The sequence below is a fragment of the Caryophanon latum genome, assembly GCF_001700325.1.
Taxonomy (GTDB): Bacteria; Bacillota; Bacilli; order Bacillales_A; family Planococcaceae; genus Caryophanon; species Caryophanon latum.
Genome location: NZ_MATO01000044.1, coordinates 22,180 through 44,445 on the forward strand (window position 1 = coordinate 22,180; position 22,266 = coordinate 44,445).

Annotated in this window: 24 protein-coding genes, 1 pseudogene, 1 riboswitch and 1 other annotated feature; of the genes and pseudogenes, 7 read left to right on the top strand and 18 right to left on the bottom strand. The window is 43.5% G+C overall.

Translation table 11 applies throughout. From position 1 onward, the window contains the following. Positions 1-947: 947 nt before the first annotated feature. Complete coding sequence (locus tag A6K76_RS11470) at positions 948-2,633, top strand: methyl-accepting chemotaxis protein (protein WP_066465207.1); 1,686 nt, start codon at positions 948-950, stop codon at positions 2,631-2,633. A 636-nt stretch (positions 2,634-3,269) separates the two neighbouring features. After that, the gene (locus tag A6K76_RS11475; protein WP_066465209.1) at positions 3,270-4,955 is read left to right on the top strand and encodes a methyl-accepting chemotaxis protein; all 1,686 of its coding nucleotides are present in this window, start codon (positions 3,270-3,272) and stop codon (positions 4,953-4,955) included. A gap of 184 nt (positions 4,956-5,139) precedes the next feature. Here A6K76_RS11475 and A6K76_RS11480 read toward each other — a convergent pair whose 3' ends face one another. Beyond that, positions 5,140-6,312 carry a thiolase family protein gene (locus A6K76_RS11480; RefSeq protein ID WP_066465212.1) on the bottom strand — a complete coding sequence of 391 codons (1,173 nt, stop codon included), beginning with the start codon at positions 6,310-6,312 and terminating at the stop codon, positions 5,140-5,142. 19 nt (positions 6,313-6,331) lie between these two features. Continuing rightward, entirely contained in the window at positions 6,332-7,063 is a 732-nt protein-coding gene (locus A6K76_RS11485; protein ID WP_066465217.1) for a 3-hydroxybutyrate dehydrogenase, read from the bottom strand. Between the two features lie 614 nt (positions 7,064-7,677). Between A6K76_RS11485 and A6K76_RS17290 the strand changes: the two are divergent. After that, positions 7,678-8,146: pseudogene (locus tag A6K76_RS17290) on the top strand (M15 family metallopeptidase); the annotation flags it as partial. 222 nt (positions 8,147-8,368) lie between these two features. Here A6K76_RS17290 and nadX read toward each other — a convergent pair. From nadX to A6K76_RS11530, 7 genes are all read right to left on the bottom strand, one after another. Beyond that, positions 8,369-9,139 (bottom strand): aspartate dehydrogenase, encoded by a 771-nt coding sequence (gene nadX / locus A6K76_RS11495; RefSeq protein ID WP_066465223.1) that lies wholly within the window; start codon positions 9,137-9,139, stop codon positions 8,369-8,371. Between the two features lie 225 nt (positions 9,140-9,364). Continuing rightward, positions 9,365-9,452: riboswitch (adenosylcobalamin-variant (AdoCbl-variant) riboswitch) on the bottom strand. A gap of 57 nt (positions 9,453-9,509) precedes the next feature. Continuing rightward, the gene (locus A6K76_RS11500; RefSeq protein ID WP_066465225.1) at positions 9,510-10,043 is read right to left on the bottom strand and encodes a histidine phosphatase family protein; all 534 of its coding nucleotides are present in this window, start codon (positions 10,041-10,043) and stop codon (positions 9,510-9,512) included. Then, a complete protein-coding gene (locus A6K76_RS11505) occupies positions 10,009-11,091 on the bottom strand; it encodes a pyridoxal phosphate-dependent aminotransferase (RefSeq protein WP_066465227.1) in 1,083 nt (360 codons plus the stop codon). Before A6K76_RS11505 ends, A6K76_RS11500 begins: the two co-directional genes overlap by 35 nt. Further along, entirely contained in the window at positions 11,048-12,013 is a 966-nt protein-coding gene (cbiB, locus tag A6K76_RS11510) for an adenosylcobinamide-phosphate synthase CbiB (protein ID WP_066465230.1), read from the bottom strand. The genes A6K76_RS11505 and cbiB overlap by 44 nt, the downstream gene beginning before the upstream one ends. A 355-nt stretch (positions 12,014-12,368) precedes the next feature. Continuing rightward, positions 12,369-12,626 carry a hypothetical protein gene (locus tag A6K76_RS11515; RefSeq protein WP_066465232.1) on the bottom strand — a complete coding sequence of 86 codons (258 nt, stop codon included), beginning with the start codon at positions 12,624-12,626 and terminating at the stop codon, positions 12,369-12,371. 16 nt (positions 12,627-12,642) lie between these two features. Beyond that, positions 12,643-13,152, bottom strand: a complete 510-nt coding sequence (locus A6K76_RS11520; protein ID WP_066465233.1) for a hypothetical protein — start codon at positions 13,150-13,152, stop codon at positions 12,643-12,645. 59 nt (positions 13,153-13,211) lie between these two features. After that, positions 13,212-13,445, bottom strand: a binding site (T-box leader). A 103-nt stretch (positions 13,446-13,548) separates the two neighbouring features. Beyond that, on the bottom strand, positions 13,549-13,929 hold the full coding sequence (locus A6K76_RS11530; protein WP_066465235.1) for a riboflavin kinase: 381 nt from the start codon (positions 13,927-13,929) through the stop codon (positions 13,549-13,551). 557 nt (positions 13,930-14,486) lie between these two features. On the opposite strand from A6K76_RS11530, the gene A6K76_RS11535 reads away from it, so the two are divergent. Next, positions 14,487-15,377 carry a sulfurtransferase gene (locus A6K76_RS11535; protein WP_066465237.1) on the top strand — a complete coding sequence of 297 codons (891 nt, stop codon included), beginning with the start codon at positions 14,487-14,489 and terminating at the stop codon, positions 15,375-15,377. A gap of 44 nt (positions 15,378-15,421) precedes the next feature. Here the strand turns inward: A6K76_RS11535 and A6K76_RS11540 are convergent, their stop codons facing one another. Together A6K76_RS11540 and A6K76_RS11545 are read right to left on the bottom strand one after the other, a co-directional pair. Next, positions 15,422-16,105 carry a DUF3169 family protein gene (locus tag A6K76_RS11540; RefSeq protein ID WP_083995412.1) on the bottom strand — a complete coding sequence of 228 codons (684 nt, stop codon included), beginning with the start codon at positions 16,103-16,105 and terminating at the stop codon, positions 15,422-15,424. Beyond that, on the bottom strand, positions 16,106-16,309 hold the full coding sequence (locus A6K76_RS11545; RefSeq protein WP_066465240.1) for a helix-turn-helix transcriptional regulator: 204 nt from the start codon (positions 16,307-16,309) through the stop codon (positions 16,106-16,108). A gap of 432 nt (positions 16,310-16,741) precedes the next feature. Between A6K76_RS11545 and A6K76_RS11550 the strand changes: the two genes are divergently transcribed. Both A6K76_RS11550 and A6K76_RS11555 read left to right on the top strand, forming a co-directional pair. Further along, entirely contained in the window at positions 16,742-17,185 is a 444-nt protein-coding gene (locus A6K76_RS11550) for a hypothetical protein (RefSeq protein WP_066465242.1), read from the top strand. Between the two features lie 95 nt (positions 17,186-17,280). Further along, positions 17,281-17,898 (top strand): hypothetical protein, encoded by a 618-nt coding sequence (locus tag A6K76_RS11555; RefSeq protein WP_066465244.1) that lies wholly within the window; start codon positions 17,281-17,283, stop codon positions 17,896-17,898. 42 nt (positions 17,899-17,940) lie between these two features. Here the strand turns inward: A6K76_RS11555 and A6K76_RS11560 are convergent, their stop codons facing one another. After that, positions 17,941-18,306, bottom strand: coding sequence for a hypothetical protein (locus tag A6K76_RS11560; protein ID WP_066465246.1), 366 nt, complete (start codon positions 18,304-18,306; stop codon positions 17,941-17,943). 156 nt (positions 18,307-18,462) lie between these two features. Between A6K76_RS11560 and A6K76_RS11565 the strand changes: the two genes are divergently transcribed. Next, entirely contained in the window at positions 18,463-18,834 is a 372-nt protein-coding gene (locus A6K76_RS11565; RefSeq protein WP_066465248.1) for a GNAT family N-acetyltransferase, read from the top strand. A 184-nt stretch (positions 18,835-19,018) separates the two neighbouring features. On the opposite strand, the gene A6K76_RS11570 is transcribed toward A6K76_RS11565, so the two are convergent. The 6 genes from A6K76_RS11570 to A6K76_RS11595 all read right to left on the bottom strand — a co-directional run bounded on the left by A6K76_RS11570 (position 19,019) and on the right by A6K76_RS11595 (position 22,253). After that, the gene (locus tag A6K76_RS11570) at positions 19,019-19,573 is read right to left on the bottom strand and encodes a DUF2812 domain-containing protein (protein WP_066465253.1); all 555 of its coding nucleotides are present in this window, start codon (positions 19,571-19,573) and stop codon (positions 19,019-19,021) included. Further along, entirely contained in the window at positions 19,560-19,877 is a 318-nt protein-coding gene (locus A6K76_RS11575; protein WP_066465255.1) for a PadR family transcriptional regulator, read from the bottom strand. The genes A6K76_RS11570 and A6K76_RS11575 overlap by 14 nt, the downstream gene beginning before the upstream one ends. 195 nt (positions 19,878-20,072) lie before the next feature. Continuing rightward, positions 20,073-20,276: a hypothetical protein gene (locus tag A6K76_RS11580; RefSeq protein ID WP_066465257.1), complete on the bottom strand. Its 204-nt coding sequence runs from the start codon at positions 20,274-20,276 to the stop codon at positions 20,073-20,075. 1 nt (position 20,277) lies between these two features. Next, positions 20,278-20,688: an arsenate reductase (thioredoxin) gene (gene arsC / locus A6K76_RS11585; protein ID WP_066465259.1), complete on the bottom strand. Its 411-nt coding sequence runs from the start codon at positions 20,686-20,688 to the stop codon at positions 20,278-20,280. A gap of 15 nt (positions 20,689-20,703) precedes the next feature. Beyond that, the gene (locus A6K76_RS11590) at positions 20,704-21,993 is read right to left on the bottom strand and encodes an arsenic transporter (RefSeq protein WP_066465260.1); all 1,290 of its coding nucleotides are present in this window, start codon (positions 21,991-21,993) and stop codon (positions 20,704-20,706) included. Further along, complete coding sequence (locus A6K76_RS11595; RefSeq protein WP_066465351.1) at positions 21,981-22,253, bottom strand: ArsR/SmtB family transcription factor; 273 nt, start codon at positions 22,251-22,253, stop codon at positions 21,981-21,983. The genes A6K76_RS11590 and A6K76_RS11595 overlap by 13 nt, the downstream gene beginning before the upstream one ends. Between the last annotated feature and the right edge of the window lie 13 nt (positions 22,254-22,266).

Here is a 22,266-nt window from a genome sequence, read left to right on the forward strand (position 1 = left end):
TGATTTCCAGTTTGTTGCTGAAAGTCATCGATGTTACTACATAAAAATAGCTGATCAGCCGACCGGTCTCACCTACGAAATCACATATTTGAAAAGGGAATGCGTAGCGAATGTATGCTCAAAATGTATCGTTTATCGACGTAATCTAAGGTTAACACATAAAAGTTGCTTGTAACGAAAAGCACTCGAGCTGAAAATTGTTCAACAAAGGCTACGTTCGTCGCGTCCATTCGATAACATCTTTATGACAAAAGTCGCGTTGCTCTTCGTGAAAAGTGTCTAGCGAGATGAAGCAACCGTCAAAAACATATTTTCCTCAAGAGCTAAAATATTACGCTCATCTTGTCTTTTTAATACGTGACGATTTTTCATATTAGTTCGAAAGGCTTTTTATTTTTCATACATTTCAAGAAGCCTTTGTGACTACTTGCTACAAAAAAATAATAACTTTAGTTCAATTATTATTGAAAACATTATGTTTTTACAGTATACTTCTCTAATGTTTGAAATTTTTAATTTTGTGACAATATAATTTCAAATGATATACGTTCGCACCGTTCATTATATGTAAACAGGTCTGTTGATTAGCCAAATTTATACCGTACACTCGATGATTTTTAGCAACCGAGCTGAAATTAATGCTGTATATTAGTGGCAAGGATCTCCTTAGGGAAAAGCTCATGCCGAAACACCTCGCAAAGCGCGATGTAAAAGCGATGCGGAGGTTTAAAAAGGCGATAAACGCTATGCCTTCATGACCAACATCCTTTTCGCAGCCAAGCCCCAGGAATTTATTTGCCTCGAGTAACCGACAGAGGCAAAGCGCGCCGCAATACGCTTTTGTCAATTCACGGGCTTATCAACCTGCTTGATATGTAACTACATTTTGACGATGCTAGCACGTATTCACTATAGAAACAATGATTATAGTAAAAGGAGATACAAGTATGTCAATAAAACGAAAACTTTTTTTAAGCTTTGGTACGATTACACTATTACTTATTGCACTAACGCTATATGCAGTTATGCAATTAACGAAAGTAAACGACGAATACACATTTTTAGTCGATGATCGCGCCTTCAAAGTAATTGAGGCAACGTCAATGCAAAACGCCATTTCATTACAAGGACTGTACATTCGCTCATATGTGCTACGCCAAAGTAACGAGGATTTAACAAAACTTGAGGAGCAACGTCAACTAATTGATGAAAAAATTGTACAGCTAGACGGCTTATTCAAGATTCCTCAAATGATGGAGGAATTCCAAAAAATTAAAGAAAACCAACAACTCTATACACAATACGCAGACAATATTATTGAAGCAGTAAACAACAACGATATGAAAGCCGCGCAGGACATTTTATTTACATCTGCTGTGCCAACAAACCAAGCGCTTCAACAATCGATCAATACAATCGTAGAAGTACAATCAAATGAAATGGATACATTAAGCACTGAGACGACGAATAGTGCCAAAACGAGCAAGTTATTATTACTTGCAGTGTCATTAATCGGCGTCATTGTCACAATCGTGCTAGCGGTTCGCATTACACTTAACATTACACGTCCATTAGTGACATTAACTCAAGCAGCTACAATCATCGCTTCTGGTGATTTACGCCAAGAAAATATTAACGTTAACACGAAGGATGAAATTTTTGAATTAGCTAAAGCTTTTAACGAGATGAAAAATAACTTAATGCATTTAATATCTCGCGTATCTAAAAACGTAACGAATGCAAGTGCTGCAACTGAGGAGTTAGCAGCTAGTACGGAATCGGTTACAGCAGCAACACAAGACATGACAGCACGCGCAGAGCAAATCGCTATAGATGGTCGTCAAACTGCCATTATGGGCGATGATTGTGTCGCAGCAACTGAAGCAACGTCAGAGCGCATTCAAAAAATCGCACATGCTGCACAACATCTACAAACAAAAGCAAGCGACATGCAGCACCTCGCAACAGAAGGTAGCAAAGCGCTTCAAACGACCGAGGAGCAAATGGAAGTTATCCAACGTTCTTCTTATGAGACACGCGAAAAAGTTCGTCAGCTAAGCATTCAATCAGCTGAAATTGAAAGCATTACAAAAGTCATTACAGACATTACAGATCAAACAAACTTACTCGCATTAAATGCCGCAATCGAAGCCGCTCGCGCAGGTGAACACGGTAAAGGCTTTGCAGTTGTAGCAGATGAGGTTCGTAAGCTTGCGGAAGAATCTAAAGTATCAGCGTCAAAAATCGTTAACTTAACGACGATTATTCAAAAAGACACGAAAGACGTTGAACAAAGCGTCAATGATACAGTTAAAAATATCGATGAAGGTGTAAGTTACGTACAGCACGCCCAAACATCATTCGATACAATTGCAACATCGATTTACGACATGAACGCACAAATTCAAGAAGTATCTGCTTCTTCTGAAGAAATTGCAGCGACGACAGAGCAAGTCGTTGGATCTGTAAAAGAGATGGCTAAAAACGTTACACATTCTGCCGACAATAGCGCAATCGTTCTTGCCGCAACAGAAGAACAAATGGCAACGATGGAAGAAATTAATTCGGTTGCACAAACGTTAAGCGAAGATGCGATGCTTCTGCAAGAAGAAGTGAATCGCTTTAAAGTATAAACAAAAAACCATTTGAGGCATCCGTGCTTCGAATGGTTTTTTGTCGTTCACGGCATGTTCACTTTATGTGCGAACGACAATAATAATTTATGCACACGTTTCATCTGCAACATACAAGCGTGTTAAGTAGTCATTTTCATCTTGCTGCTCGTGGTGCCGCTCAGCCTAGACGTGAAAAGCAACCTTAAGTTATAGTGAACACCCGTAAAAATGGTTCATCACCGTAAACTAGGGTTGACGTATAAAAGTTGCTTGAAACGAGAGGCGGACTCCAGCGGGAAAAAGCGCGAGCCTCAAGACCCCGCAGTCGTGAGGCACGAACGACGAGGAGGCTTGAGCCGCGCCCGCGGAAAGCCTGCCTCGACGTGAAAAGCAACCCCAAGTTATGGTGAAGAGCCGTAAAAATAGTTTTTATTCCATAATTTGATATTTTTTTCGTGCTAATATACTTGATTATGTACATAATTAGACTTATAATGCTTCAAGACTAGAAGTATGCTTTTTATAGACAAAGGAAAATAAGATCATACATTATAGTTAGTTGTTAGCAAAACGGAACATCTTGTAGATTTCATATGAGAAGGGGGCTATATCGATAATTTCTCGCTCATTATTTATTACTTGGAGGGGTTTACAATGTCAATTAAACAAAAACTTTTTTTGAGCTTTAGTATAATTACTTTTTTATTAGTTACGTTAGCAATATATGCATCTGTTCAACTGTATAATATGGATAACCGTTCTTCGTTTTTATTAAATGAGCGTGTTGATCAAACGCTTGAATCGACTTCGATGCAAAATGCAATTTCACTACAAGGGCTATACATACGTTCTTACGTGCTTAGACAAAATGATGACGATTTAGTTAATTTAGAAAAGCAACGTCAATTTATTCAAGATACTGTCGCAGCGCTTGATCATACGTTTACTTCACCTGAAATATTGAAGGAGTTCGAAAGCATTAAAGAAAACCAAAAGATTTATACGCAGTACACAGAGCAAGTCGTTGCCGCAGTAAAGCGTAACGATTTAAAAACAGCTGATGACATTTTATTCACATCTGCCGTACCGACGAACAAACAAATTTCCGATTCGATTACTGCGATTGTCGAATTTGAAAAAGAGGAGCTAAAAACGATAAATGCTGAAACGTCATCAGCGGCACGTACAGCTCGTTTTTTACTCATTGCTTTATCGATCGTCGGTATCGTCGCGACAATTTTCCTTGCATTGCGCATGACCCAAAACATTACACGTCCACTCATTACATTAAAGGAAGCGGCAAACATTATCGCTTCTGGTGATTTACGTCAAAATGATGTTCACGTCAAGACGAAGGATGAAATTTTTGAGCTAGCAGAAGCATTTAATTTAATGAAAAATAATTTATTCCAACTTGTAACGCGCGTATCGGCAAACGTATCAAATGCAAGTGCCGCTACCGAACAGCTCGCCGCAAGTACAGACGCGATTTCATCAACGACACAAGACGTAACTGCCCGCGTTGAGCAAATTGCCGTTGCTGGGCGACAAGCTGCAACGATGGGTGAAGATTGCACAAGAGCGACAGACGAAAACGCCGACCGCATTCAAAAAATTGCAGAAGCGGCGCAGCATTTACAAACGAAAGCAGTCGATATGCAACAGCTTGCAACAGAAGGCAGCGATAAGCTTCAAACGACCGAGGAACAAATGCAACTCATTCAGCGTTCATCCTATGAAGCACGAGAAAAAATTCGTCAGCTTAGCGTTCAATCAGCTGAAATCGAAAACATTACGAAAGTCATTACCGATATTACGGATCAAACGAATTTACTAGCACTAAACGCGGCCATTGAAGCAGCTCGCGCCGGAGAACACGGTAAAGGCTTCGCAGTTGTAGCCGACGAAGTTCGCAAGCTTGCAGAAGAATCAAAAATGTCCGCAACGAAAATTGTGAACTTAACGACACTGATTCAACAAGATACACAGGACGTCGAACAAAGCGTGAACACGACGGTACATAATATCGACGAGGGCGTACTGTTCGTACAACATGCGCAAACATCATTCCGTTCTATTACAGAGTCAATTAACGAAATGGATGAGCAAATTCAAGACGTCTCTGCTGCTTCACAGGAAATTGCTGCGACGACTGAACAAGTAGCCGTATCGGTAAACGAAATGGCGAAAACGATTACACAATCATCAGAGGAAAGCTCAACCGTTTTAGCTGCAACTGAGGAGCAAATGGCAACGATGGAAGAAATCAATGCGGTTGCGCGCACGCTAAGCGAGGACGCGATGACTTTAAATGAAGAAGTGAATCGCTTTAAAATTTAATAAAAAAAGCCGTGCTACTCGTAATGAATAGCACGGCTTTTTCGTATACGAATATATTCGTATGTTTATATATAGAAGCTAAAACAAAACAATTGTTCATCATTACGCCTGTTAATTAAACATTACACTAGCTAATGAATAGACTTCGTTCACGATATACAATTCGTCTTCGTTTCTATATTGACTAGACGCGTTCTAATAAAATGGCGATACCTTGCCCACCACCGATACATAATGAAGCGATGCCATACTTTACTTGGCGCTCTTGAAGCTCTTTTGCAAGTGTGTAAGTTACGCGCGCGCCACTTGCTCCGACTGGGTGACCGAGTGCCACTGCCCCGCCGTTTACATTTACCTTTTCAGCTTGTACGCCTAGCTCTTTTAACACCGCGATTGATTGCGCTGAGAACGCCTCGTTGAACTCGAATACGTCGATGTCCTCAAGCGTTAAACCGGCTTTCTTCAATACGCTTAAAGTCGCTGGTGCCGGCCCGATGCCCATAATGCTTGGATCAACACCTTCTACTGCGTACGCAACAATTTTGGCAAGCGGCTTAATGTTGCGTGCTTGCACTTCTTTTTCACTCATAATGACAACAGCGGCTGCACCGTCATTAATGCCTGATGCGTTCGCTGCTGTTACTGTGCCGTCTTTTTTGAAGCTTGGACGTAACGTTGCGATTTTTTCTAAGTTAAATTCTGGACGAATGTGCTCGTCTTTGTCTAATACAACTTCGCCTTTACGCGTTTGTACAACAACGGGCACAATTTCTTTTGCAAGGCGACCGCTTTGTGCTGCTGCAGTTGCTTTTTTATGTGATTCGAATGCGTAGGCATCTTGCTCTTCACGGCTAATGTTATATTTTTCAGCTAAATTTTCTGCTGTAATGCCCATGCCGCAGCCGATGTAATTGTCTGTTAACGTACCCCATAACATATCGTCTACGCGTGGTACTTTGTTCGGTGTACCAAAGCGCGTATCTTGTAATAAACGAGGTGCTTGCGTCATATTTTCTGTACCACCTGCAACGATAATATCCGCATCGCCAAGTAAAATCGACTGTGCTCCAGAAATAATAGACTGCATGCCAGATCCACATAAACGGTTTAACGTGAATGCGCGTGACTCGTTTGTTAGTCCGCTATGTAAACCGATATGACGCGCTAAATACGGTGAACTCGCTGACGTTTGAATGATGTTCCCGATAATAATTTCTTCCACATCTTTTGCATCAACGTTTGAACGCTCTAGCGCTCCTTTTACTGCTGTTACTGCTAAATCCATGTCCGATACGTCTTTAAACATACCGCCGTACGTACCGAATGCTGTACGTGCACCTTCTACAATATAAACCATAATTCCCCTACACCCTTTCCTACATGCCGCCTGCTACTTTAATATGTTCCATCGTAATGCCACTTGCTGCTTCTGACGCTAAAAAGAAAACGGTGTTAGCTACTTCGTGTGGCTCAATAAACCGTTCCTGTGCTTGCTTCGGATAGATGATGCGCTTTAGTGCTTCCTGCTCGTCCAAGCCTTCTGATTGCGCTAAATCTTCTAGCTGGCGAACGATCATCGGCGTTTTCACCGGCCCTGGACAAACGGCGTTCACCGTAATGCCAAAAGGTGCCGCTTCGATACCTGTTACATCAGTTAAACCGATTACACCATGCTTTGCTGCAACGTACGCGCTCTTTTCAGGTGTTGCCATCATGCCGTGAATCGACGACATATTAATGATGCGTCCTGCTTTGGCGGTCTTCATATGTGGCAGTGCGTACTTCGTCATTAAAAATGTCCCTGTCAGCATCACATCGATCAGCTGGCGCCACTTTTGTACTGGAAAATCCTCGACTTTATCTCGGTGCTGAAGTCCCGCGTTGTTAATGAGCACGTCGAGTTTGCCGTGCGCTTCAATTATTGTATCAATGGCGTGCTTTACGCTCACCTCGTCCGTTACGTCGGTTATAATGCTGCGCGTATTTTCACCTGCAGCACTATCGCTTAAATCCAACATATATACAATATCTCCTGCGTCGACAAATTGTTGTACCATCGCCATCCCTAATCCACCTGATGCACCTGTAATTGCTACGATTCTTGCCATCATCGTCACCCCAGTCACCTTTTTTGTCAGTATGTGTGAGCGCGTAATACGCCACGCTTTATATGATTCGTGACTAATATGTGAAATTCCTTCTTTGCTACTAAAAATTAATAAAAAAAATTAATAAATTCGTTATTGTGGAATAAATGTTTTTTATTGGCTCTTTATTATAACGTTAAGTTGCTTTTCATGCTGAGGCATGCTTTCCCCTGGGCGTGAACGTGTAGTGTCACGCTTCCGCCTCTCGTTTCAAGCAACCTGTATGCGTCAATACTAGCTTACTGCGATGAACCCTACTTCTTCCATCATTTAAAAAACTGCGATGTGAAGCGAAAATTACATAATAGTAAACACCTTCAAAAAATGTAGTCATATTTATTCATTCGCACTGTATGGACGAGCTTTTAGCACAATAATCGTTATAATAGAAAGCGAAGTTGTAAATGAAAGGGTTTCGAAACATGAAAAAATTTTTACTGCTCGTTGTCATCGCTGGCATCGGCTTATTTTTACTGTCTAACGAATTTGAAGGACAAACGGAGGAAATCGAGCGTGTGCATCCGAAGACGATTGAGCCGCTCGTGCTGCCGATTGAACCAATTATTGCAGATCACATGAATTTATTGCTCGTTAATCAACAGCACGCGTATAAGGAAACACCGACAAACTTAGTGAAAATTCCGCGCACGTTCGCATCAAACGTACAAATTAACGACGACTTCCATGTGCAAGCACCAATCGTTCGCCCATTAAAGCAACTATTTGAAGCAGCAGCCGCAGAAGGTGTAGATCATTTCATCATTAATAGTGCGCACCGTCCAATGGAGCTCCAAAGTAAATTGCACGCACAATACGGCGATGAACGCGCTCTTCCTGCTGGCTATAGCGAGCACGCAACTGGCTTGTCGGTCGATATCGGCTCAACGCTCGGCTTAATGGAAAATGCAGGAGAAGGAAAATGGCTGGCGGACAATGCGCACCGCTTCGGCTTTATCGTCCGTTACCCAGCGGACAAAATCGATATTACCGGTATCGGCTTTGAACCGTGGCACATTCGCTACGTCGGCTTGCCACATAGCGTATTCATGCATGATAAAAACATGGCATTTGAGGAGTACATCGCGCATTTAAAAGCTCATCCGTATTACACGTTAACAATTGACGATATAACGTATACAGTGCAGTACACGACCGAGGCGACGATGAAAAAGATGCAGACGCGTCAATACAACATTTCCGCAACGAATGAAGGCGGGCATATTGTGACGACGATGACGAAAAAAAATCCCACGCTAGAGCGAGGGACTACGCAATAATAATGTGATGCTGCATTCGACGCAGCGTACCGATAATACTCATTGCCGCTAAATAGCTCGTTTTCGGGTTTGTCGGCAATGGGTTATTTTTAATCGTCAGCGATGCCTCACCGAACGTACCCGTCATATGAATGTCGTGCGTATTTTGCGTTGCGTATGGATCGGCAATTAATGTAACATCGATTGCATGAAACGACATCGCGCTTAACGCAAGCATAATGGACACGTTCATATTTTTCGGAAACTGCGCCACTGCTTCACGCGCTGTTCCTTGAAATATAATGCGTCGCTCATCTAGAAGCTCGCTCGTCAATGACGAAGCGGGCTTTGTCGTCGTCAGTGACACGCGCTCGATTCCTTGCAGTGCGGCCGCGTTTTGTAATAAATCAAGCCCGCCAATCGCCCCACTCGGTAAATATAGTCGTTGTCCGTGCTGCTCCAACAGCTCGGTCATACTTTCATAAAATGTGGCGTCTGCAAATGCCCCGACACTAATAACGACGACTGGCTTTTTTTCGACAATTGACGGCAAAAATTGGCGCACCGCCTCAATCGTCGCCGCTTCTACGACAATGTCAATGCTGCTATTTAAAAATGTCGCAACGTCCGTATGCAACGTCACGCCATACGCTTTTGCAAAGTCACGATGCTTGTCCGCATGTCGCACGAGCGCATCAGTCATTGTGTAGGCGTCGTCGTGTTGCAGCTGCTGTGCTAAAAATTGCGCAATGGCTCCTGCGCCAATTACTCCAATATTCATCGTAAAACCCCCCTCATAATATTCTTTACCCTATTTTGTAAGCGCTATCTTCATTATAGCGAAAAAACCTCCCCTTACGTAACTCGGCACGTTACGAAGGAGAGGCTTTCATTACCGTTCATTCAAGGTGTCCTACAGCATCCATTTGGCAAATACGATTTGTTGGACGAAACGGTAATTCCTACGAAGCGACAATCATCGCGTTCTCGCTTCGCTGTACGTCGTTATAAGGAAGGTGTTCTGACTTATCATTTCTGAATTACAGTTGCGCGACAGTGTTGGCATCTCACCAAACTTCCCCTTCAAGCTTATAATCTCGATACATACATTTATTGTACAACATGTTATGCGCATTGTGCGACTATTTTTATTAATTTTTTGTAAATATCGCTTGCGTAACTGTAATGTACTGCTCACCGTCTAGCATGATGTTATGTATGTCCGCAATCGAACGGTTTTCAATCGCACATTGCAAACACGCAATCGCAATGCCGTGTGATACGACCGCGATTGTGTCATACGGTAGTGCAAACAGCTCGTCCATCACTTCACGCATGCGCTTCGTCACGTCTGTAAAGCTTTCTTGTGTCGTCGGCTCGAAATGCTGCGGTGTGCTCGCATAACAGCGATATTCCTCGGTTTGCATCAGTTCGTCAATACGCTCCCCTTGCCAATGCCCTAAAGAAATTTCACGCAGTCGCGCATCGGTATGAACAGTATGCTGTGGAAACAATGCAGTCGCCGTCGCCATCGCTCGCGGCAAATCGCTGCTCACGACGTAATCGACTGCGAGCGGTGACGGCTTTGGCGCGGCAAGCAGCGGTGAATCAAGCCATCCTTGCAGCCGCCCTTCGTCATTCCACTTCGTCCTACCGTGGCGAAATAGATGAATCATGTTGCACATAAGCGGTCATCTCCTGTAAGCACGTCGCCCAAATGTCCTCGCTTTTCACCGCAATGCGGAACCATTGTCCGTTCAAGCCGACGTAATTTTTCGTATGGCGCAGCACGATGCCACGCGACAGCATATGCATGAAAAACGCATCGGCATCAACGTTCGGCAGCGAAAACGTTAAAAAGTTCGCGCGGCTGTTCGTCACACGCGCACCGAGAGCTCGCAGCTGTTCGCTCATCGTCGTGCGCAATTTGTCGGCATGCGCACGCGACTTCTCGACGAATGCAATTTGTTGAAAGCACGTCACACCGAGCGCAATCGCTACTGTGCTCACGTTCCAATGCGGGAAATATGCACGGTATTGCTGCGCCTTTTGCGTTAACATATAGCCTAAACGCACACCTGCTAAGCCGTACATTTTCGTCATCGAACGGAGCACAATGATGTTGTTATAATGCGATACGAGCGATACGCAGCTTTCCACTTCGTCCGTCCAGTCCATGAACGCTTCATCAATGACGAACGTGCATTGCGGATAACTTGCGACATATCGTTCAATCGATGCACGCGCAGTTAATACGCCTGTTGGGTTGTTCGGATTGCAAATGTAGCACGCTGCTGCATCATTTAATGCATCGCGTAATACGTCCTCGTTAAACGTATATTCCTCAATCGACGTTGCAACGACTTGTTCAATCGTGCAGCCGTATTGCATAAGCGTGCGACGATATTCCGAAAACGACGGCTCAAGTAATACGACGCGCTTTCCTGCGAACGATTGGGCGATAACATTTAAGCTTTCAGCAGCACCGTTTGATACGGCGACGTGCTCTCGTAATACGCCGTGATATGCAGCGGCGGCTGACGTGAACGGCTCAGCCTCCTCATGAGGATATTGATGCAGCAGCTGAACACAGTCGACCCACTGCTTCACAACTTCCTTTGGTGTCCCAAATACGTTAACGTTTTCGCTTACATCAATGATCGATGCAGGCATATCGAGCTGTAATGCTTCATATAAAGAAGCTGGATTCGCTCCATGTGCGGGATATTGCATAAATGAATACACCTCCTAAAGTAATAAGTAATACGACGCGATGCATATGCGCAACGGCCGCTTCAATATGCTTGCGCTGTAATATTTCGTACGGCTCGCCCATATATGCACGAAACGATTCGCGCGCGCCGTAGCGATTGTAGCCGCCAAGTCGAATGCCGAGCTGCCATGCTGTTGCCGCTTCTAAATACCCGCTATTTGGACTCGGATGAAGCTTCGCATGTGAACGCCAATTCGCAAAGCGCTCGCGAAACGGCTGCTTGTACACCGCTTTCGTCGCAATTAATAGTAAAAAGCCTGTCAACCTGCTCGGAATAAAGTTCGCCACATCATCGAGCTTCGCCGCGACGTAGCCAAACTGCTCATAGCGCTCATTTTTGTACGCAATCATCGAATCGAGCGTATTAATGGCTTTATAAAACCAAGCACCCGTCGCCCCAAAACATAATGCAAATAAAAGTGGTGCTGTTACGCCGTCGCTCGTATTTTCCGAAACCGTTTCAACGACGCCGCGCACAATTTCAGGCTCGTCTAAATGTGACGTATCGCGCCCGACAATCCAACCGAGCTTCGTGCGCGCTTCGGTCATATCGTTTGCTTCCAGCGCATCTGCCACGACGTACGCGCTTTCTTTCAGCGACTTTTGCGCAAGCGCTAAACTAATGAGCAGCACTTCGACAATGAGCCAAAGCACAACATGGATTTGTGCCGCAAACGTCGTAATCCCGTATACAATCGCTGTCGTCGCAACGATTACAGTTAGCGCGGCGATTGCACCTTTTAATTTGCGTGCGCCACCTTCATTCAAATGCTCTTCTAAAAACGATATAAGCTGCCCAATCCAAATGACCGGGTGCCAGCTTTTCGGATCACCAACGAGACGGTCGAGAAGTATAGCAATAGCAGTTAATAACGTGTACATATGTATTCTCCTTTTCTCAAAACTGCTTTGAAGTATACCGTACTACGGAAATGTTATGCAACACTTCATATTTAATATGTTCGCACATTATAAAAAACTATATAGAATATGATTGAAATTTAGAATGCATGCTAGGTTCGAAACAAGAGACGGACTCCAGGCGAAAAAGCGTGAGCGCGCAACTCTCGAAAAAGACTGCCTCGATGTGAAAAGCCGACTAACAACACGCGAAAATACATTCACGATCTACATAACAAAAACATATTTTAGTCAAGAGCTAATTTACACGCATACGATTTTGCTACAAAAAACCGCCTCAGAATAAACACTCCGAAGCGGTTTTAAATCTATCTACTTACAGTTCCTTCCGCGTCTTAATGACAAGCAAGCTGCCGAGCACGCCCCCGATAAAGACACCTAACCCGATATAGGCTGTGTGTAAATTCATGAGCACGAGCCCGAAAAAGCCGAGCGTCACAAATACGACGCCGATGATGACAAATGCCATCGCAAGTAGTGCTGCGTGCTGGCGCTTTGCGAGCTTTCGTGAGCTTAAACTAATAACGACCGTCACGATTGCCGCAATGAGCAGCACATAGCTTAATGCGTTCATATACAAATCCCCTTTTTTAACTAACGTGTGCGTGTGTAATTGCATTCGTTTCATTTCGCAATGCACGAACGTAACGATCAGCGTCATCATAGCGTTGTAATAATAACGAACAGCGCACGAGTTGCGTCAGTAGCGCCGTTTCATATTGCATATGTCCGTACTGTGCAATATGTCGCTGTGCCTTCATAAGCATCGCATACGCTTCGTCATAACACCCCGCATGCTCATCGATCGCTGCACGTTGCAACAACGCCTCTGTATGCGTCACTGTATGTGGTGCAGACGCTGTAAGCTTATGGTTTATATAATACCGCGCTTTCGTCGTGTTGCCTACTAAACGATACCCGTCTGCTAATGTCGTCATAAGTGTATAAAACTGTTCCAATGTGTCGTAGCGAACGTTTCGTAGCTGCACTAAACATGCATGCACAATATGCGGTGCGTGCGTCTCCTGTTGTGAAAATGGCTGTTCGTGAACGTTCGTCGTTTCCGCTATACGTTTTGCAATTGCTTCAATATTTGTCATGATGTATCTCCTTCGCTGTTTCATGTTGGCATAAAAAAAACGCCCTCATCGTAAAATACGATTAGGACGAAAAAATTTCGTGTTACCACCTAACTTTGCAATGAACTCACATTCATTGCCTCTACCAGTACGAACATACTGCTGCTGTTGTAACGAGTGCCCCTCGTCGTAGCCTACATATCGGTACGAAGCTCCAAGGTCATGTTCGGTAGCTGTTGTTTGCCTCAGTTCCACCAATCCGACGCTCTCTTTGAAACACATCACTACGTACTCTTCCTTATCAATGCCTACATGTTTTAAATTATGTAGCATATCGTAACACCTTGCCGCGCATTTTTCAATTATTTTCGAAAAATAAATAGTATTCTCACATATAAGAATAGTGAAAAAGTACGACTACAAATGCTTTCTTGCTAAAAAGGCGTCACGCTGTAGCTGATGTAGGAGTGCGTCTAAGCCGTCAAACTTTTGCTCGCTACGTAAAAATTCCACGACTTCAACATCGAGCTGCTCACCGTATAAATCGCCCGCAAAATCTAGCAAATGCACTTCGATCGTTTCGTGCGAGCCGTCTGCAATCGTCGGACGTGTACCGATATTCATTACCGCCTTATGCTGCACACCTGCTCGGTATACGTATGCACTGTACACACCTGGCATATACGAATGAACCGCTTCAATATTTGCTGTTGGAAACCCAATTGTACGACCTAGCTTTTTGCCATGCACAACTTCACCTGTAATGACTACCTGTTCTTGACGTTGACGAATGATCATGTACTTGCCTCCTTTATTTATGAAAAATGGCGACTTGGTGCGCAAAATGCTACAGCCAAGCCGCCTTTAGTTTGTCTAATAAGCAACGTTATATACTAGTAACTTTATAGGATTTGTTTTGAATAGTCAATTCATTTTTTCAATTTTCACATTTTTATACGCACAACATTTCTACTGTATAGATTGAACTTTTGAAGATGACATGAGGAAAGCATTGTTCTGACGTGTAGGCGGCGACTTCTGCAGGACAAGCAAAAGTTCTTTTGCGACGAGTAATCGCAGGAGCAAAATCTTTTCTGCCTCGAGTAACCGCAGAGGCACTCGAACCGAAAATCACCGAAAATCAAGGAACAAAGGCTAAGTTCGTCGCGTCCTTGCGACAACGCCTTTGTGACCGACATCGTGTCGCCCTCCGCGAAAAGCGTCCGCCGAAACAAAAGAACGGTACAATATTAAGTTCAATGTATATACATTGATCCCGTAATCGTTGCAACACATCAAAAAAACGTTATAATAAACGATAGTAATTAACTGACAAATGAAGGGCGTGCATACACATGACAAACATTCCACCAATCGTAACAGGCGACTGGCTAGAGGAGCAGCTGCAAAATCCTGCGCTTCGCCTACTCGATGCAACGACATTTTTAAAAATTCCAGAAGGCGCGGGCTACCCGGAGCTTTGGTCTGGTCGTGAAGCGTATAAAGAAGAACATATTCCAGGTGCTGCATACGCGGATTTATTACATGACTTCACCGATCCAAACGGCACAGCGCCATTTACGATTGCAACGCGCGAGCAATTTTTAGCAGCGATTGAGCAATTCGGCATTACGAAAGATACATTCGTTGTCATTTACGACCGCGGACCACTTGTGAATGTCGACGTGCTCGCATCCGATTGGTCTGCTCGCCTTCGCTGGCAATTAAAATACGAAGGCTTCGACAACGTAGCGGTGCTTGACGGCGGTTTCCGCAAATGGAAGCTTGACGGTCGCCAAACAGTAAGCGGCGAAAACGATTACGAGGCAGCTCCGTGGACGTTCGAGCGTCGCCCACAGCTAATCGTCACAAAAGAGGACGTAAAAGCGGCGATGCACGACGACAATATTATTTTAATTAATAGCTTATCGGAGGCAGACTTCCGCGGCGAAACGAACACGTATCCACGTAAAGGGCATATTCCAGGCAGTCAAAACGTCTTTTTCGGCAGCCATTCAAGCCCCGAAACACGTCTCCTTAATAGCGATGACGTACTGCGCGACACGTTTAACAAAATCGGCGCACTTGATCCAAACAAAAAGGTCATTACGTATTGCGGCGGTGGCATTGCAGCAACGTGGAATGCACTATTATTAAATAAGCTCGGACAGGAAAACGTAGCGGTATATGACGGCTCGTTAAACGAATGGGCAAGCGACGACAGCTGTCCACTCGTGACGCTGTAACATACAAAAAGCATTAGCGACTTTTTTCGCTAATGCTTTTTTCATTATCGGTTACGTACTTTCAACATATATTGCATATTCATTACGATTAAAATAAGTGCCATGACAATAATCGAAAACAGCTGTGATTCGTTTGAATACACTGAGTAAAACACGCAGCCAATCATCGCAAATAACAATAATGCGTTGCCGATTGTAAATGATTTATACAACCCTTGCAGCATGATGTGGCGCTCTCCTTCGTCGCTCATATCAAACAGCTTTTTCGCATACTCTTTGTCGTTTACTGACGGGAAATCGCGCTCTGGATGCACGTATTTCATATAACTAGGTGAGCGGTAATTAATCATCGCCGCCGCAAATGCAGTTGCTGCCACAATAATTGTTAACACGATTGACTGATCTGTAATCGCGATGACCGCAAACGCCACAATACTTAAAATAACCGATACCGTACTTGCTAACGTCATATCGCTAAACAGCTTATATAAACGATCTTCCTTTACGTCCTCTTCGTCCCCTGTCACTTCTTTGCTCGCTAACGATTTCAGTTTCACGATGTTGACGAACGACATTCCGATGAGTAATAACGAAATCGCCGAAAATAATACGCTAATTTCAAATGCAATGCTATACAGCGACAGCGTAAACGATGAACCGTCCGCTCCCGAGGCGATAAACCACCCAACAATTCCCCCAATAAATAATGATACGATAAACTTCTTCAACTAAAGCTCCCCCTCTTCAAAAATAAAAATTTCATCGACTGGCTCTTGCAAAATTTTCGAGATGCGCACCGCTATTAATAGCGATGGAATTAATTCCTCTCGTTCGAGTAAACTAATCGTTTGTCGTGACACTTTCGCAAGCTTTGCGAGTTCTGTTTGGTTTAATCCGTGACGTGCTCGCAGCTCCTTTAATCTCGTTTTCATCTCCTCACCTCTTGTACACATTGTAAAACAATAAAGTCATTTTGACAAGTATATTTGTCAAAATGACTTTCTAAGTTGTCAAAATGCTAACATTACTTACAAAGAGTTCAATACGCTCACGTTTTGTTCATTGACCATTTTTATATAGCTGAGTCGATGTTTTCAGTACAAAATCGGAATAAATTGCTTGATCGTGATCGTAGGACGTGTACGGCTAAACACTTTGAGGAACAGCTGAAATTCTTTTTGCGACGAGTAATCGCAGAGACAAGTCGAGCTATAATGCGCGTTCAATCTATTGTTAGCTAATGAACATACTCGCTTTAAACAAAAAGATTATTCTAAATTTTCTAATTATATGTTCCAATATTCGGTACAATGCTTTAAAATTGACGTAAACGAGCAAATTATGACAGAAGGGAGAAATTTCATATGGTCATCTCTTTACTCATTAGCATATTACTTATTATTATTGGTATTTGGCTATTTTATGTGAATTACGTCTATGCAGGCGTTGAGCCAATTTTGCAAAACGGCTTCATTTGCACAGCGGGAGGGCTGCTGCTATTTTGTGGCATTTGGGGCAATAATTTTGACGTGACGCTCACTGCACCAGCCGCGATTATTTTACCGCTTGCACTGCTGGCGGCGTACACAATTTTATGGCATGCGCGCCCACGCTATACATATGAAGCGGCGAAAAAAATTGTGGCGACGATGACACATGATGAAATGATTCCACGCAAGCTGACAATTTGTAGCGATAACGGCATGTACGCATTTTACACCGAGCGCCGTCATTACTTCGTTGATCCACAATCAGGCGAAGTGTATGAGGAATACGCGCTTTTCACAGCGGAGGACGATATTTTGTAAACGCTTACCCAAGAGACGTACTAAACGTTTCTTGGGTTTTTTGTTGATTATTCACATCATATTACCGATACATCATATGAAAGGACGGGATGTACATGAAAGTTCAAGCGATCAATGGGGTTTACAACAGCTACGAGCAAGCAACAGCTGTAAGCAGCGACACAGATTTTCGTCAGCTGCTCACAACGACGAATGAGGAAGCGCCAGTCGAAGCACAGCAAGATGTCAAAAAGCTGTCGTTTCGCGATATGATCGACGTCGAGCATAAAGCGATTGTTGCGTTTCGACAAGGCGATTTAATCGGGCATGCACACTATATGCAACAGCTGCACGGCTATGAAGGAGCTGTTGAGCGCGTAAACGACATTGTGGCCGCTCAAACGACAGATAGCGGCATTTTTCCAGATGACGCACCACAATCTGTTCAACATTACGTAAGCGGGCTGTCATTAAAGGAACGCATGACGATGTTTACACAAGTTGGCGTGCAAAAAGTGATGGCAAACGTATATGAGGACGCGAGCGGAAAATGGCGTGTGCAGCAGCCAGGTGAAGCCGGGTACGTCGATTTATTCGAGCAGCCTGATTTCTCGTACGAAACGCTTATCGAAAACATGCTTGCTCAAATCGAATTTAATCGCAAATACTCAACAGAGGAAGATTACGAACATCAATTACAAGTCATTCTCGGCTTAAAGAACGCGATTGCATAAAAAAAGACGCTCGGCACGAAACATGCCGAGCGTCTCTTTTCATTAAATGCTTGTCATATATCGTTCGAGCTGCTTTTCTTTTTGAGCGACGACGCCCGTTTTGGAAAATAGTTTAACAAGCTCTGGATCCAGTACGTCCGTCAGCTTTTTGATCACGATTTCGTCCACCATTCCTTGTAAGTCGCCTGTACTTTCGTCTTCCTTCTGCGACTTCGGTAACTTCGATTCCTTCACCATGACGCGTTCACCATTTGCCTTCGTTACGTAATGGCGCAAATAGCCGTCTTCCTTTTTAATTTCATACGTCGTTTTGCCCTTTTGCTCCTCGCTTAAAAAGAAATTGCTCGGTAAATGTGGTGCGCGTTTTGTGGCAGTGATTGGATAACTGTTCATTGCTTGAATGTTCATGTTTACCTCCAATAGTGTTACATATTTCCTTTCATATCGGTCAATTTGCACAGCATTTCATCATTTCAGACATAATAAAGGATTTTTCAACATACGTCTCGAAATACAAAACAGAAGGCATTAGCTAACAATTCCAATTGAAAGTAGGCATTTATAATGTTAGGAAACCAACAACTCTGTTTACGCCCTGTAGAAGCGGCAGATTTACCTCGTTTATGGGAGCTCATTTATAAAGACGAGCAGCCCGAATGGAAAAAATGGGACGCACCGTACTATCCACATAAAGCAAAAACATATGACGATTTTTTGTTACTAAAAGATGATTGGATTGAGCATTTATTTACAACGTTACCTCTCGTTCGTGTAGGGTTTACAACGTGGTCTGGCAACGAACGAATGATACGAGTAGGTGAAAAGCTCGGCATGCAACTAGAGGCGCGCATTCGCAAAGTGCGTTATTACGACGGCACTTATTACGATTCGATTCGCATGGGACTGCTGCGCGAGGAATGGGAACAGCTCCTATGAAAAAACTGTATGCCGCCTGTTTATTTTACGCATTCGCCTTACTGAACGTCCTCGTCTATGATGTGCAAACAAAGCAATTGACAACGATTAGCTTTCTCGCATTTTTCGCCGCCACTGGAGCGTTTATGTTCATGTTGTCGTTAAAAGTGAAAACATGCGGACGTAATATATCCGCATGCTTTTTTTATGAACATTTACGATACGCTTTGTACGAGCTGCTTAATAGTAAGATCGCTATCATGACCGGCACTAGACGCATTAAAGCAAATGGTGTTTCAAACAAAAGCGCTTTCCAAAACAATGCGCCTTCCATATCCCAAAGACCAGGCGTTAAATAAATACCGTTATCTCGATAAAATAGGAAGCATAAAAACGATAGAATGAAACCTAAGCTTAACGTATAGTTCATTATTCGCTTGTAATAGTCGTTTGCCGATTGACGATCCGAGAAAATTTCCGTTTGATCGTCCGCTTCCTTTTGCCAATATTGAATGCCACCGATTGTATCGCCACGCACTAAATGCCACCCGAAATCTTCATACATGCTTTGATAGTTTTCAAATTTGTCTTTCGCTACGTAACGCTGGTAATCTAATCGCATCACGTATTGCTCGTCCATCTTTTCAAACGTATACACCCCAAGACCATTGATCGCTTTACAACGATAGCCTTTTTGCAGTTGTTCATTTAACCAGTTCTCTTCTTTTTCAATATCTACAAAAAGCTTAAACTTCTTCATCCATCCCACTTCCTTCATATAAAGATAAAATGTGCGTTAGCCGATTGCGTTCTAGCTGTAAAATTTCCTTGCCTTCATTTGTAATGCAATAAATTTTCCGTCGCCCTTCTTCCCCAACTGGCTCAATCCATCCGTGCTTCGTCAAATTTTCAACGGCACCGTACAATGTTCCCGCCGCCAATACAACTTGACCGTTACTCATTTGCTCGATTTTTTGCATCGCTGCATACCCGTGCAACGGCTCACGTAGCGCTAACAAAATATAATGCATCGTTTCAGATAACGGTAATAGCTTATGTTTCACCTCTTCACCCCCTTACTCAGTTCGACTATATAGTTCAACTTAGTAAAAGAATAATACAGTTCAACTGAATAGTCAATATAAAGTAGCTCGTTTCAACTAATTTATAGACAGAAAAAAGCTATGCTAGTTGTCTGTTTCGACATTTTAGCATAGCCTCGTTCATAGTGAGTATCGTGTTTTCAATATGTTAATTAGCTACGGATCCATCGTTAGCTGTAGCAGCGCTGTTTTAAAATTTTCATGTGTAATCGAACCAAACGAATCGATATCGTCTTGAAAAAAATGTACTAACATGTATTGTTCAAGCGTTTCAATCGACGCTTTTTCAGACAGCACGAGCAACTTCATATAAGCAATAAAGAACGCCACTGATTTGTCGCCGGATTTATGAATGCGCATCTTATTGCTCACTCGCAAACTGTTGAATACGCATTTCGATTGCATCGCGTACGCTTTCAAAAATGCGCCATTTTTCCTCGTCTGTTCCTGTTGCTTTCGCAGGATCATCAAACCCCCAATGCTCACGGCGAACATGAGATGGTGTCACTGGGCATTTGTCCGCTGCGTCGCTACAAAGTGTCACGACAAGCGTTGCACGATGTAATAGCTGCTCATCAATGATGTCCGATGTTTGTTTCGTAATATCGATGCCGACGTCCGCCATCGCTTTAACCGCATTCGGGTTCAAGCCGTGCGCTTCAATCCCTGCACTATAAATGTTCCAATTTGGCAAATACTTTTTCGCAAACCCTTCTGCCATTTGTGAGCGGCATGAGTTTCCTGTACATAAAAAATAAAGTGTGTTATTCATAAACATGTCCTTTCGTTAAAAAAGTCGTAACGTTACATATAAACCAATCAATGTAGCGAATAAAATCGGAATCGTTAACACAATGCCCGTTTTAAAATACGTCCCCCACGAAATGTGGACGCCTTTGTTTGCGAGCACGTATAGCCAGACAAGTGTTGCTAACGAGCCGATTGGTGTAATTTTTGGCCCTAAGTCCGAGCCGATGACGTTCGCATAAATAAGTGCTTCACGTAACTCGCCACTTGTGGACGTTTCCGCGATTGCTAGTGCGTTTACCATAACAGCGGGCATATTGTTCATTACCGACGATAAAAATGCCGCCATAAAGCCGATGCCAACCGTTGCAACAAATAAGCCATGCGATGCGGTCCATTCGATAAAACGCGCTAATGTCGTCGTGAGCCCCGCATTTCCGAGTCCGTAAACGACGACGTACATACCGATTGAGAAAAACACAATGTTCCACGGTGCGCCTTTAATAACCGCTTTCGTATTCACCACTTTACTACGCTTTGCCATTAGTAAAAAGAACGCCGCGACAACCCCTGCCACAAGCGATACTGGCACGTGCACAAATTCGCTCGCAAAATAACCGATGACGAGCACGACGAGTACGCCCCACGATAGCTGAAACATGCGCATATCTCGAATTGCTAACTTCGGCTCCTTTAACATCGTTTCATCGTATGTACGCGGAATCGACTTATGAAAATAAATGAGCAATACGACAATCGTCGCAATAAGTGAAAACAAATTCGGAATGATCATGCGCGTCGCATATTCAACGAAGCCGATATCGAAAAAGTCTGCCGATACGATGTTCACAAGGTTGCTGACGACAAACGGCAAGCTCGTCGTATCTGCGATGAAGCCACTTGCGATAATGAACGGAAAAATCATTTTTTCGCTAAACTGCAAATTGCGCACCATCGCGAGTACAATCGGTGTTAAAATGAGCGCTGCGCCGTCATTCGCAAACAATGCCGCAACGATCGCTCCGAGCAAGCTGACGTAAACGAACATTTTCACACCGCTTCCTTTTGCGGCTCGTGCCATATGTAAAGCTGCCCATTCAAACAAGCCGATTTCATCGAGTACGAGCGAAATTAAAATAATCGCAATGAACGATAATGTCGCGTTCCACGTAATGTCAATGACCATGCCAACGTCTTGAAAGTCGACAACACCGACAACGAGCGCGACGACCGCCCCCGCCATTGCAGACGAGCCAATGTTCAGTCCTTTTGGCTGCCAAATGACAAAAATGAGTGTTACGACAAAAATAACGGATGCTACGATGAACATGATGAACCTCCACAGCGACATGAATCAGTTGCTTCGATTGTCTCAATGACGACCTTTACGACATTCGGTAAATCGTCCGCTAATCGGTAATACTTCCACGTACCTTCTTTTCTTTCTGTAATAATATGTGCATCTTTTAACTTTTTTAGCTGCTGACTAACAGCTGGCTGCGAAATGCCGAGCACATCGACGAAATCACATACGCATACTTCGCCATTTTTCATACATGCTAACAGCTTCAGACGATTTAAATCCGCCATCGCCTTTAATTGC

Coding starts and splice junctions, on each gene's coding strand:
- A6K76_RS11500 (WP_066465225.1), bottom strand. CDS start 10,043: ATGTGCAACATGATTCATCTATTTCGCCACGGTAGGACGAAGTGGAAT.
- nadX (WP_066465223.1), bottom strand. CDS start 9,139: ATGAATATTGGAGTAATTGGCGCAGGAGCCATTGCGCAATTTTTAGCA.
- A6K76_RS11515 (WP_066465232.1), bottom strand. CDS start 12,626: ATGAACGCATTAAGCTATGTGCTGCTCATTGCGGCAATCGTGACGGTC.
- A6K76_RS11545 (WP_066465240.1), bottom strand. CDS start 16,309: ATGAAAACGAGATTAAAGGAGCTGCGAGCACGTCACGGATTAAACCAA.
- A6K76_RS11565 (WP_066465248.1), top strand. CDS start 18,463: ATGTTAGGAAACCAACAACTCTGTTTACGCCCTGTAGAAGCGGCAGAT.
- A6K76_RS11560 (WP_066465246.1), bottom strand. CDS start 18,306: ATGAACATTCAAGCAATGAACAGTTATCCAATCACTGCCACAAAACGC.
- A6K76_RS11475 (WP_066465209.1), top strand. CDS start 3,270: ATGTCAATTAAACAAAAACTTTTTTTGAGCTTTAGTATAATTACTTTT.
- A6K76_RS11570 (WP_066465253.1), bottom strand. CDS start 19,573: ATGAAGAAGTTTAAGCTTTTTGTAGATATTGAAAAAGAAGAGAACTGG.
- A6K76_RS11480 (WP_066465212.1), bottom strand. CDS start 6,312: ATGGTTTATATTGTAGAAGGTGCACGTACAGCATTCGGTACGTACGGC.
- cbiB (WP_066465230.1), bottom strand. CDS start 12,013: ATGTACACGTTATTAACTGCTATTGCTATACTTCTCGACCGTCTCGTT.
- A6K76_RS11550 (WP_066465242.1), top strand. CDS start 16,742: ATGGTCATCTCTTTACTCATTAGCATATTACTTATTATTATTGGTATT.
- A6K76_RS11595 (WP_066465351.1), bottom strand. CDS start 22,253: ATGGCGGATTTAAATCGTCTGAAGCTGTTAGCATGTATGAAAAATGGC.
- arsC (WP_066465259.1), bottom strand. CDS start 20,688: ATGAATAACACACTTTATTTTTTATGTACAGGAAACTCATGCCGCTCA.
- A6K76_RS11555 (WP_066465244.1), top strand. CDS start 17,281: ATGAAAGTTCAAGCGATCAATGGGGTTTACAACAGCTACGAGCAAGCA.
- A6K76_RS11485 (WP_066465217.1), bottom strand. CDS start 7,063: ATGGCAAGAATCGTAGCAATTACAGGTGCATCAGGTGGATTAGGGATG.
- A6K76_RS11590 (WP_066465260.1), bottom strand. CDS start 21,993: ATGTTCATCGTAGCATCCGTTATTTTTGTCGTAACACTCATTTTTGTC.
- A6K76_RS11505 (WP_066465227.1), bottom strand. CDS start 11,091: ATGCAATATCCCGCACATGGAGCGAATCCAGCTTCTTTATATGAAGCA.
- A6K76_RS11580 (WP_066465257.1), bottom strand. CDS start 20,276: ATGCGCATTCATAAATCCGGCGACAAATCAGTGGCGTTCTTTATTGCT.
- A6K76_RS11520 (WP_066465233.1), bottom strand. CDS start 13,152: ATGACAAATATTGAAGCAATTGCAAAACGTATAGCGGAAACGACGAAC.
- A6K76_RS11470 (WP_066465207.1), top strand. CDS start 948: ATGTCAATAAAACGAAAACTTTTTTTAAGCTTTGGTACGATTACACTA.
- A6K76_RS11535 (WP_066465237.1), top strand. CDS start 14,487: ATGACAAACATTCCACCAATCGTAACAGGCGACTGGCTAGAGGAGCAG.
- A6K76_RS11530 (WP_066465235.1), bottom strand. CDS start 13,929: ATGATCATTCGTCAACGTCAAGAACAGGTAGTCATTACAGGTGAAGTT.